At 60.4% G+C, this 11,965-nt stretch carries 8 protein-coding genes and 1 pseudogene; 6 read left to right on the plus strand and 3 right to left on the minus strand.

The window, feature by feature from the left end; all coding sequences use genetic code 11:
* Positions 1-198 precede the first annotated feature (198 nt).
* The 3 genes from dapE to AC0Z5Z_RS09220 all read left to right on the plus strand — a co-directional run bounded on the left by dapE (position 199) and on the right by AC0Z5Z_RS09220 (position 2,612).
* Positions 199-1,350 carry a succinyl-diaminopimelate desuccinylase gene (gene dapE, locus AC0Z5Z_RS09210; RefSeq protein WP_041478138.1) on the plus strand — a complete coding sequence of 384 codons (1,152 nt, stop codon included), beginning with the start codon at positions 199-201 and terminating at the stop codon, positions 1,348-1,350.
* A complete protein-coding gene (locus AC0Z5Z_RS09215; protein WP_485610977.1) occupies positions 1,350-2,159 on the plus strand; it encodes a putative RNA methyltransferase in 810 nt (269 codons plus the stop codon). The genes dapE and AC0Z5Z_RS09215 overlap by 1 nt, the downstream gene beginning before the upstream one ends.
* Positions 2,160-2,234: 75 nt before the next feature.
* The gene (locus tag AC0Z5Z_RS09220) at positions 2,235-2,612 is read left to right on the plus strand and encodes a hypothetical protein (RefSeq protein WP_056783189.1); all 378 of its coding nucleotides are present in this window, start codon (positions 2,235-2,237) and stop codon (positions 2,610-2,612) included.
* 137 nt (positions 2,613-2,749) lie between these two features.
* On the opposite strand, the gene AC0Z5Z_RS09225 is transcribed toward AC0Z5Z_RS09220, so the two are convergent.
* A complete protein-coding gene (locus AC0Z5Z_RS09225) occupies positions 2,750-2,959 on the minus strand; it encodes a cold-shock protein (RefSeq protein ID WP_016771489.1) in 210 nt (69 codons plus the stop codon).
* A gap of 236 nt (positions 2,960-3,195) precedes the next feature.
* Between AC0Z5Z_RS09225 and plsB the strand changes: the two genes are divergently transcribed.
* From plsB to AC0Z5Z_RS09240, 3 genes are all read left to right on the plus strand, one after another.
* Positions 3,196-5,697, plus strand: coding sequence for a glycerol-3-phosphate 1-O-acyltransferase PlsB (gene plsB / locus AC0Z5Z_RS09230; protein WP_252877516.1), 2,502 nt, complete (start codon positions 3,196-3,198; stop codon positions 5,695-5,697).
* 119 nt (positions 5,698-5,816) lie between these two features.
* Complete coding sequence (locus AC0Z5Z_RS09235) at positions 5,817-6,215, plus strand: YbaY family lipoprotein (RefSeq protein WP_041478142.1); 399 nt, start codon at positions 5,817-5,819, stop codon at positions 6,213-6,215.
* Between the two features lie 27 nt (positions 6,216-6,242).
* The gene (locus tag AC0Z5Z_RS09240) at positions 6,243-6,932 is read left to right on the plus strand and encodes a DUF4197 domain-containing protein (protein WP_423664392.1); all 690 of its coding nucleotides are present in this window, start codon (positions 6,243-6,245) and stop codon (positions 6,930-6,932) included.
* On the opposite strand, the pseudogene AC0Z5Z_RS09245 reads toward AC0Z5Z_RS09240, so the two are convergent.
* Together AC0Z5Z_RS09245 and AC0Z5Z_RS09250 are read right to left on the minus strand one after the other, a co-directional pair.
* Positions 6,929-8,321: pseudogene (locus AC0Z5Z_RS09245) on the minus strand (Fic family protein). The gene AC0Z5Z_RS09240 and the pseudogene AC0Z5Z_RS09245 overlap by 4 nt on opposite strands.
* 573 nt (positions 8,322-8,894) lie before the next feature.
* A complete protein-coding gene (locus tag AC0Z5Z_RS09250; protein WP_041478146.1) occupies positions 8,895-11,963 on the minus strand; it encodes an efflux RND transporter permease subunit in 3,069 nt (1,022 codons plus the stop codon).
* Positions 11,964-11,965: the final 2 nt, after the last annotated feature.

Raw genomic sequence — 11,965 nt, forward strand, 5'->3', positions numbered from 1 at the left:
CTTTAAGATAACCGCCATTTTGCGGGGCTTGGCGTGATAACCGGTCTGACTGACCACCCCTGTCCCTTGTGGGAGCGAGCCTGCTCGCGAAGGCGTTGTAACATTCAACCTTTAAGGTGCCTGGTAGACCGCTTTCGCGAGCAGGCTCGCTCCCACATTAGAAGCCCAAGCTCACACCCCATGATCCCGGAGTTTTCCATGACGGCCCACGCCGACCTATCGCCGACCCTTCAACTGGCCATCGACCTGATCCGCCGTCCTTCCGTGACCCCGGTCGATGCCGACTGCCAGAAGCAGATGATGCAGCGCCTGGGTGATGCCGGTTTCACCCTGGAGCCGATGCGCATCGAAGATGTGGATAACTTCTGGGCCACTCACGGCAACAACGACGGCCCGGTGCTGTGCTTCGCCGGTCACACCGACGTGGTGCCGACCGGTCCGGTTACCGCATGGCAGATCGATCCGTTCAATGCCGTGATCGACGAACATGGCATGCTCTGCGGCCGTGGCGCGGCAGACATGAAAGGCAGCCTGGCATCGATGACCGTCGCCGCTGAACGTTTCGTAGCCGACTATCCGAACCATAAAGGCAAGGTCGCTTTCCTGATCACCAGCGATGAAGAAGGCCCGGCGCATCACGGCACCAAGGCTGTGGTCGAACGTCTGGTCGCGCGCAACGAGCGTCTGGACTGGTGCATCGTTGGCGAGCCGTCGAGCACTACGCTGGTCGGCGATGTGGTGAAAAACGGCCGTCGCGGTTCCCTCGGCGCCAAGCTGACGGTCAAAGGCGTGCAGGGCCACGTGGCCTACCCGCATCTGGCGAAGAACCCGATCCACCTCGCCGCTCCGGCGCTGGCAGAGCTGGCCGCCGAGCACTGGGACCACGGTAACGACTTCTTCCCGCCGACCAGTTTCCAGATTTCCAACGTCAATTCCGGCACCGGCGCGACCAACGTGATCCCGGGTGATCTGGTGGCGGTGTTCAACTTCCGTTTCTCCACCGAATCGACCGTAGAAGGCCTGCAGAAGCGTGTGGCCGATATTCTCGACAAGCATGGTCTGGACTGGCACATCGACTGGGCGCTGTCCGGCCTGCCGTTCCTCACCGAACCGGGCGCGCTGCTCGATGCGGTATCGTCGAGCATCAAGGACATCACCGGTCGCGAGACCAAGGCGTCGACCAGCGGCGGCACCTCCGATGGCCGCTTCATCGCGACCATGGGCACGCAAGTGGTTGAACTGGGCCCGGTCAACGCGACCATCCACCAGGTCAACGAGCGCGTGCTGGCAGCCGATCTCGACGTGCTGACGGAAATTTATTACCAGACCCTGATCAAGTTGCTCGCCTGATGCTCGCGTGCCCGATCTGCAGTGAACCGCTCAACGCGGTAGAGAACGGCGTGGTCTGCCCCGCCGGGCATCGGTTTGACCGTGCGCGTCAGGGTTATCTGAACCTGTTGCCGGTGCAGCACAAGAACAGCCGCGACCCGGGCGACAATCAGGCCATGGTCGAGGCGCGGCGTGATTTCCTCAACGCCGGGCATTACGCGCCAGTGGCCAAACGTCTGGCTGAACTCGCGGCGAGTTATGCGCCGGCGCGCTGGGTCGATATCGGTTGCGGCGAGGGTTACTACACCGCGCAAATCGCCGAAGCTTTGCCGAACGCTGATGGCTACGCGCTGGACATCTCCCGCGAAGCGGTCAAACGCGCCTGCAAGCGCAATCCGGCGATTACCTGGTTGATCGCGAGCATGGCCCGCGTGCCATTGGCTTCAGGCAGTTGCCAGTTTCTCGCCAGCGTCTTCAGTCCGTTGGATTGGGAGGAAGCCAAGCGTCTGCTCAGCGTCGGCGGTGGGCTGATGAAAGTCGGCCCGACCCGCGGCCATCTGATGGAATTGCGCGAACGCCTGTACGACGAAGTGCGCGAGTACACCGACGACAAGCACCTGGCCCTGGTGCCGGAAGGCATGGTTTTGGCACACAGCGAAACCCTGGAATTCAAGCTGACCCTGGACAAGCCCGAGGACCGCGCCAACCTGTTGGCGATGACGCCTCACGGCTGGCGTGCCAGTGCCGAGCGTCGTGCGGCAGTGATCGAACAGGCCGAGCCGATCGAGACCACCGTGTCGATGCGCTACGATTATTTCGTTCTTCAATAACTTTTGGTCTCGGGCACAGGCCCGGGGCCGGCTAAATCCGCGAATGGATTTTTCAGACCCGCAGTGAGGACATCCATGCGCCAACCGGACATCGAGATTTACCTGAAAGACGCCGACGTCGACCACAAGGCCATCGCCGCCTGGCTCGGCCAAGCGCTTGGCCCGTGCAGCGACTGGGTGCAGAAAGGCCAGACGTACAAGTGCAAGGCCGGCAACGTGCCGGTGACCTGGCTGCCGAAAGCCGTGGGCAAGTGGAACAGCCTGTTCCTGGAAAGCGACCAGACCCCCTGGGACGACGACATCGCCTGCGCCCGCGCAGCCTTTGCCGCACTGAACGTCGAAGTGCGTTGTGCACCGGGGACGTGGGTCGAAGAAGAAGGTGAAGAAACCGCCGATCGCTGGATTCGCATCAGCGAAGACGGAGAAGAAGAGATCACCTGGAAGACCGTGTAATCAGGTCAACGTAGAGCCCATGTGGGAGCGAGCCTGCTCGCGAATGCGCAGTGTCAGTCGATATGAATGGTGACTGATACACCGCATTCGCGAGCAGGCTCGCTCCCACAGTGGTTTTGGCGTTCTGGAGGTTTGTGTTACAGGCCTACAACATCCTCAGCCTGCAACCCCTTCTCGCCGGTGATCACCGCATACTCGACCTGTTGACCTTCGGTCAGCGAGCGGTGCCCTTCGCCGCGTATCGCGCGGTAGTGCACGAACACGTCCACGCCGTCGTCGCGCTGGATAAAGCCGTAGCCTTTGGCGTCGTTGAACCACTTCACGTTGCCGGTTTCGCGTGTTGCCATCTGTTCATACTCCTTTTTTATTATTGAACGGGCTTTTCGCAGGAAAGCCTTAGAGGAACGTCAGCCTGCGTCCGACGTCCATGACAGGGCACCGGCAACAGAGCGCCGAGTATATGACAGGTGCGGAAACTCTCAACAGGAGATTACTTCGGCGCTTTTTTGCCGATTTTCGCCTAATACGGCAAACTGTCCGCCCCGAGCGCCTGCTCGGTTTTATCCACTCACGCAGAAGCCGTATGACCCGTTCCCCGTTCCGCCGTCTTGTGTTTGGCACCCTGCGCCGCCTGTTGTATCTCTGGGTTCGCTCCGAGACCATCAATCAGTCGTCGTTCACTCTTAACCTCGACCGCAGTCGTCCGGTGTTCTACGTCCTGCAAAACCCTTCGCTGACCGATCTGGCGGTGGTTGACACCGAGTGCACCAAGGCCGGTCTGCCACGCCCGGTGCTGGCGGTGTCGGTCGGTACGCTGATCGAACCTGCGGCGTTTTTTTATCTGACACCGGACCCGGACTGGCTCGGCCGCCAGGACAAACGCGGTGCGCCGCCGACTCTCACCCGCCTGGTCAGCGCGCTGACACAGAATGCTGCCGAAGACGCGCAGATCATTCCGGTCAGCGTGTTCTGGGGCCAGTCCCCGGACAGCGAAAACAGTCCGTGGAAACTGTTGTTCGCCGACAGCTGGGCAGTCACCGGACGCCTGCGCCGGCTGCTGAGCATTATCGTCCTCGGGCGTAAAACCCGCGTGCAGTTTTCCGCGCCGATCCACCTGCGCGAACTGATCGATCACAACAAGGGTCATGAGCGCACCGTGCGCATGGCCCAGCGCATCCTGCGCGTGCACTTCCGCAACTTGAAAGCCGCGGTGATCGGCCCGGACATTTCCCACCGGCGCAATCTGGTCAAAGGCCTGCTCAATCAGCCGCTGGTCAAACAGGCGATCCTCGACGAAGCCGAGCGCGAAAAAATCTCGCCGGAAAAGGCCAAGGCCCAGGCCCTGCGCTATGGCAACGAGATCGCTTCGGACTACACCTACACCGCGATCCGTTTTCTCGAAGTGGTGCTGAGCTGGTTCTGGAACAAGATCTACGACGGCATCAAGGTCAACCACATCGAGGGCGTGCAGAACGTTGCGCAGGGTCACGAAGTGATCTACGTGCCGTGCCACCGCAGCCACATCGACTACCTGCTGCTTTCCTATCTGCTGTTCCGCAATGGTCTGACCCCGCCGCACATCGCCGCCGGGATCAACCTGAACATGCCGGTGATCGGTAGCCTGCTGCGTCGCGGCGGTGCGTTCTTCATGCGCCGCACCTTCAAGGGCAATCCGCTGTACACCTCGGTGTTCAACGAATACCTGCACACGCTGTTCACCAAAGGTTTCCCGGTGGAGTATTTCGTCGAGGGCGGGCGCTCGCGCACCGGGCGCATGCTGCAACCGAAAACCGGCATGCTCGCGATCACTCTGCGCAGTTTCCTGCGTTCGTCGCGGATGCCGATCGTATTCGTGCCGGTGTACATCGGATACGAGCGCGTGCTCGAAGGCCGCACCTACCTCGGTGAGCTGCGCGGCGCGAGCAAAAAGAAAGAGTCGATCTTCGATATTTTCAAAGTGATCGGCGCGCTCAAGCAGCGCTTCGGTCAGGTCGCGGTCAACTTCGGCGAGCCGATCAAACTGGCCGAATTTCTCGACGCTGAGCAACCGGACTGGCGCCAGCAGGAGCTCGGCCCGCAATTCAAACCGGCGTGGCTCAACGAAACCACCAACCGCCTCGGCGAGAAAGTCGCCCGGCACCTCAACGAAGCGGCGGCGATCAATCCAGTGAATCTGGTAGCGCTGGCCCTGCTGTCGACCACGCGTCTGGCCCTGGATGATCGAGCCATGGCGCGGGTGCTTGACTTGTATCTCGCGCTGCTGCGCAAAGTCCCTTATTCGCCGCACACCACCTTGCCGGAAGGCGACGGCCGTGCGCTGATCGAGCATGTGAAAGACATGGATCTGCTCGCCGAGCAGAACGATGCGCTGGGCAAGATTCTGTATCTGGACGAGCAGAACGCGGTCCTGATGACTTACTACCGCAACAACGTCCTGCACATCTTCGCCCTGCCCTCGTTGCTCGCGAGTTTCTTCCAGAGCACCTCGCGCATGAGCCGCGAGCAGATCCTGCGCTACACCCGCGCGCTGTATCCGTACCTGCAATCGGAATTGTTCATCCGCTGGAGCCTGGACGAACTCGACGCGGTGATCGATCAGTGGCTGGAAGCGTTCGTCGAGCAGGGCCTGCTGCGTTTCGAGAAAGACGTTTACCTGCGCCCGGCACCGAGTTCGCGGCATTTCGTGCTGCTGACGCTGCTGTCGAAAAGCATCGCGCAGACCCTGCAGCGGTTCTACATGACCGTATCTTTGCTGCTCAACAGCGGCCAGAACAGCATCAGCGCCGAAGAGCTGGAAGACCTCTGCACAGTGATGGCCCAGCGTCTGTCGATCCTCCATGGCCTGAATGCGCCGGAGTTCTTCGACAAGAGCCTGTTCCGCCACTTCATCCAGACCCTGCTCGACCTCGACGTCCTGCGCCGCGACGAGGCCGGCAAGCTCAGCTACCACGAACTGCTCGGCGAGCTGGCCGAAGGCGCGGCCAAACGCGTGTTGCCGGCGGAGATTCGCCTGTCGATCCGCCAGGTCGCGCTGCACCGCAGTGAAGATGCGGCGGATCAGATCACGCCACAGCCTGAGGCTTGAAGCCTTACCCCTGTGGGAGTGAGCCTGTTCGCGAAGACGGAATGTCAGTCGCCATTTAGTTTGACTGATCCAGCGCTTTCGCGAGCAGGCTCGCTCCCACATTGAAAGGAGATTCACCCATGAAAAAACTTTTGACCCTCGCCGCCGCCACCCTGCTGAGCGCCTGCCAATCAACCACACCCGCCGGCAAGGCCAGCCTCGACGGCGAAGTCTTCTACCTGCAACGCATCGCCCTGCCCCCGAGCGCGACTCTGAGCGTCAGCCTGCAAGACGTGTCGCTGGCCGATGCACCGGCCATCGTCCTCGCCGAACAGAAAGGCCCGATCAAAGGCCAGGTGCCGCTGCCATTCCATTTGAGCTACGATCCGGCGCAGGTCAAATCCGGCCATCGTTATTCGATCAGCGCGCGCATTGAAGTCAACGGCGAGCTGATGTTCATCACCACCGAAAACCACGCCGTGCAACTCGACGGCAACGACCCGCAGCCGCTGAAAATCCGCGTCGACGCCGTTCGTTAATCCATTTTTCGCCACAAGGAAGCCGCCATGCGCCGCCCTACCCTTCGCTTCGCCGCCGCCTGCGCCGGCTTGCTGATCTCCGCCAACGCCCTGGCCCTGTCGCTCAGCGACCTGTCCCAGCAAGACGCCACCGGCGGCCTCAAGGACGCCCTGACCCAAGGCGCCCAGATCGCCGTGAAACAACTCGGCACCCCGGGCGGCTTCAGCAACAACCCCGAAGTGAAAATCGAACTGCCGGGCAAACTCGGCAAAGCCGCGAGCAAGATGAAAGCCTTCGGCATGGGCGCCCAGGTCGAAGAACTGGAAACCGCGATGAACAAAGCCGCCGAATCCGCCGTGACCCAGGCCCAGCCAATCCTCGTCGACGCGGTGAAGAAAATGAGCGTGGCCGACGCCAAAGGCATCCTCAGCGGCGGCAACGATTCAGCGACCCAATACCTGAACAAATCCAGCCGCGAACAGATCCGCGCGAAATTCCTGCCCATCGTCAAGCAAGCCACCGACAAGGTCGGCGTCGCGCAGAAGTACAACGCCTTCGCGGGCCAGGCCGCTGCGTTTGGCGTGGTGGACGCGAAGAGCGCCAATGTCGAGAACTACGTCACCGAGCAAGCGCTGAATGGCCTGTTCGAGATGATCGGCAAACAGGAAGAAACCATCCGCCAGAACCCGGCCGCTGCGGCGACGAGTCTGGCGAAGAAAGTGTTTGGTACGCTTTAAGTCGTTACAACATGGGGGCGATTCAATTCGCTCCCATGCTTGCCTCCACGTAAAGAACTACGTAAAAAAAACACCCACTCCCGCCCCATCTTCCTTCTCTCAAAAAGCTGCAATTGGTCCAGCTCTTCCAGAATCGACGCCGCCTCGCTACCCGAGCAGGAAAAATTTTCCGCGACATTGCTCGCCGTAAACTCCTTCGCCTCCCCGCTTTTAGCCACCTGATAAACCGCGCGCTGCCGTTCCGTCAGTTGAGCAATTACGCCAGAGCTCGTCAGCCAGCGCTGAAAGTCCTGAGTGTCTGCCAGACTCTTGCGGTACACAGATGTAAAACCGACCACGGCTCGCAAAACAACCGCGCATTGAAACTCGATGAAATAAGTCAGATCCAGCTCATCTGCCTCGGTGTGCAGGTAGGAGCGTCCGTATTTCACCGGTGCATTGCGCAGCAGCAGACTGATCGCAATGTAGCGAAACGCCGCGAACTCATGTTTGAACATGAACCATGTAAAACAAGGCTCTCGCGACCCGTCCGTTACCGTCGCGAAATGGATGTTCATAACCCATGGCGAAATGCAGCGTCACGGCCTTGGTCAGTGGATGCAGATAATTTTTGTCCAGAATCGAGGCAGCGGGCCGGTTGATCCAGGCGGACAGCCTCGCCAACCGCGCAACCAATCCTGCAGCAGGAGGTGGTCGGTGCACGGTGTTGCCTGAACCATCCTGAACAACCACCTCATCATTGGTCCGGAACAATCCGGGGGAATACTGCCCGTCATCGATCCCCTCCACACCCACTCGATGGATCTCTGCAATCAGCTCAATGCTCAGAGGTTCATAACGCTTTTCCCAAGCGAAATTCATCATTCGATAATTCCCCATGACCATGCGCTCATCTGGCGTCCGCGGCTGGCGCTGATGCTTGAGCATGTCCCTGGCTACGCGCGTGGTAGTCGCCGCGCCCTCCAACTGGCTACTGGCGATGGCTTCGTCTTCGATCAGGTCATTGAGCAGACAGGAGAAATGCGCCCGCTCGCCGATCTGACTGGTCATGTAATCCAGCGCGGCCGTACTGGCGTAACGATCCACCACAGCCAAGGTTTTCTGCGCCAACGGCGTTGGCACGTATTTGCCCCACTGCACCGGCTCGCCCAACGGCAACAAATGAATGTACTGGGCCGCCCGCGCCTTCTTCACCAACGCCCAACAAAGATTCGCGTCCAACCCAGCCGCCCAGCGATAGCGCAACGCCTCGAATGGCAGATAGCGCCCCTGATCATCGAGCGGCTTGAGCAGCGCCAGATAATCCGCAAGTCGTTGCTTGTGGGGAGAGCGGGCCAACAGGTCGAAAACAGGATCCGTTCTGCCGGCTAATGTCGGTGGTTTCTTCATCAGACAGACTCAAGGACTCGGAAAAGCAGAACCCGGAGTACAGCATTGGACGGCCAGCGCCTCAAGATCGGAGGACTCTGAAAAAGCTGTAGGAAGGCAGCGTGAATTGGCGATTCGAAATGAATTGGCTGTCAGACCGCCTTCGCGAGCAGGCTCGCTCCCACAGAAAAGCAAGCAGCGCAGCTACCTGCGGCGAAGCCGCCCCACTCAACAATGAGCGCAAGCTCGAGTGCTCTTGATCTTGATCTTGATCCACCGGCGACGTCGGAAGGCTGAGTGGAGGGATTGATCCGGGCGTGGGAGCGCAGCGACCGTCTGGCGCAGCCAGACACAGCGGAAGGAGGTGCAGCGAAGCAAACCGTAGCCGCTGCGCCCGAATCGATCCCGCAGCGAAGGAACCCGAGCCTGCGAGGGCCGAACGCAGGAGCAAGCCTTTTTGGGTACTTTTTCGGCGTCTGGAAAAAGTGCCTCGCCGTAAGGGCGAAACCGCCAGCCGCAACACCCACAGCAACGGATATACACCCAATACCCCAAAGTCATGGTCGGCCCGAAGGCCGCCACGACACAAAAACCTCAAGCCTCCTTACGCACCCGAAACCAGGCCGCATACAACGCCGGCAAAAACAACAGCGTCAGCGCCGTAGCCACAATCAGCCCGCCCATGATCGCCACCGCCATCGGCCCGAAAAACACACTGCGCGACAGCGGAATCATCGCCAGCACCGCCGCCAGCGCCGTCAACACAATCGGCCTGAAGCGCCGCACCGTCGCCTCGATAATCGCCTGCCAAGGCTTAAGCCCCGAAGCAATATCCTGCTCGATCTGATCGACCAGAATCACCGAATTGCGCATGATCATCCCGGACAATGCGATGGTCCCGAGCATCGCCACAAACCCGAACGGCTGCCGGAACACCATCAGAAACAGGGTCACCCCGATCAAGCCCAACGGCGCCGTCAGAAACACCATCGCCGTGCGCGAGAAACTGCGCAACTGCACCATCAGCAAGGTCAGCACCACGACAATGAACATCGGCACCCCGGCATTCACCGACTTCTGCCCGCGCTCGGAATCCTCCACCGTGCCGCCGACATCCAGCAGATAACCATCGGGTAATTCGGCGCGAATCGGGTCCAGCGTCGGCATGATCTGCTTGACCAGCGTCGCCGGTTGCTCCTTGCCGTAAATGTCGGCGCGCACCGTCACGTTCGGCAGCCGATTGCGGTGCCAGATGATGCCTTCCTCGAAGCCGTATTCCAGCGTGGCAATCTGCGACAACGCCACACTGCGACCGTTATCCGTCGGCACCGCCAGGCTCGGCAACAATGACAATTCAGTGCGTTCGTGCACGGTGCCGCGCAGTAGAATCTCGATCAATTCGTTGTCTTCGCGGTACTGGCTGACGGTCGAGCCGACCAGCGAACTCTGCAGGAATTTCGCCAGATTGGCGGTGCTCACACCGAGGGCGCGGGCGCGATCCTGGTCGATGTTCAGGTAGACAACTTTGCTCGGCTCCTCCCAGTCCAGATGCACGTTGACCACATGCGGATTCTCGCGAACCTTTGCCGCCACTTTGCGCGCCAACGCACGGACTTCTTCGATGTGTTCACCGGTAACGCGGAACTGCACCGGATAGCCAACCGGCGGGCCGTTTTCCAAACGGGTGACCCGCGAACGCAGGGCCGGGAACTGTTCGTTGAGGGTTTCGATCAACCAGCTGCGCAGCGCTTCACGCTCTTCGATGGTTTTTGCCAGCACCACGAACTGGGCAAAACTCGCCGCCGGCAGTTGCTGATCCAGCGGCAGGTAGAAACGCGGCGAGCCGGTGCCGACGTAGGCCACGTAATTGTCGATGCCGGCGTGCTCCTTGAGCAGCGCTTCGAGGCGTTTGACTTCGCTGGTGGTATTGGCCAGAGAAACGCCTTCGGCCAGTTTCAGATCGACCATCAACTCCAGCCGGTTCGAAGCCGGGAAGAACTGCTGCGGGACGAATCGGAACAGCATCACCGAGGCAATGAACAGGCCCACGGTCAGCACGATCACCGTCTTGCGATGCGCCACGCACCACTCCACCAGACGCCGGACGCGCTGATAAAACGGCGTCGCATAGGGGTCCGGCTGACCATCGCCTGTGCCGTGTTTCGCCGCATGAATTTTCGCCAGATCCGGCAGGAGTTTTTCCCCCAGATACGGCACGAACATGACCGCCGCCACCCATGAGGCGAGCAAGGCAATGGTCACCACCTGGAAAATCGAGCGGGTATATTCGCCGGTTCCGGACTGCGCAGTGGCAATCGGCAGGAAACCGGCGGCGGTGATCAACGTGCCGGTAAGCATCGGGAATGCAGTGCTGGTCCAGGCATAACTCGCCGCGCGAATGCGGTCAAAACCCTGCTCCATTTTGATCGCCATCATTTCCACGGCAATGATCGCATCGTCCACCAGCAGACCCAGCGCCAGCACCAGCGCACCGAGGGAAATCTTGTGCAGGCCGATGCCGAGGTAATACATGCAGGCGAAGGTCATCGCCAGCACCAGCGGAATGGTCAGCGCTACGACCATGCCAGTGCGCACGCCGAGGGAGAAGAAGCTCACCAGCAAGACGATCGCCAGCGCTTCGACCAACACCTGGACGAACTCGCCGACGCCGGTTTTTACCGCTGCCGGCTGATCGGACACCTTGCGCAACTGCATGCCGGCCGGGAGGTTTTTCTGGATCCGCGAGAACTCGCCCTCCAGCGCCTTGCCCAGCACCAGAATGTCGCCGCCATCCTTCATAGCCACGGCCAGACCGATCGCATCGTCGCCCATGAAACGCATGCGCGGCGCCGGTGGGTCGCTGAAACCGCGACGCACATCGGCGATATCGGAGATACGGAACGTACGATCGGCGACGCGGATCGGAAAGTTCTTTATCTCATCGACTGTCTGAAAATTCCCCGAGACGCGTAGCTGCAAGCGCTCGCTGCCGGTTTCGAAGAACCCCGCAGTGGACACCGCATTCTGTTCCTCCAGTGCCTGCTGCACCGCCGCCAGCGGCAAGCCGAGGGTGGCGAGTTTGACGTTGGACAGCTCGACCCAGATTTTCTCGTCCTGCAACCCAAGCAGTTCGACCTTGCCGACGTCCTTGACCCGTTGCAGCTGAATCTGGATGCGGTCGGCGTAATCCTTGAGCACGGCGTAGTCGAAACCGTCACCGGTCAATGCGTAGATATTGCCGAAGGTGGTGCCGAACTCATCGTTGAAGAACGGCCCTTGAATTCCCGGCGGCAAGGTCTGGCGGATATCGCCGACCTTCTTGCGCAACTGATACCAGAGATCGGGGATTTGCTTGGAGTGCATCGAGTCGCGGGCGATGAAGGTCACCTGGGATTCACCGGGGCGGGAGAACGACATGATGCGTTCGTACTCGCCGGTTTCCATCAGTTTCTTTTCGATCCGTTCAGTAACCTGGCGCGAGACTTCCTGCGCGGTCGCACCGGGCCAGCGGGTCTGGATGACCATCGCCTTGAAAGTGAACGGAGGGTCTTCGCTCTGGCCGAGTTTGGTGTAGGACAACGCGCCGACAACGGCGAGCAAAAGCATCAGGAACAGCACGATCTGGCGATTACGCAACGCCCATTCGGAGAGGTTGAAGCGCATTG

It is taken from the genome of Pseudomonas sp. 1L-E-NC-VB-C3, from assembly GCF_057291535.1.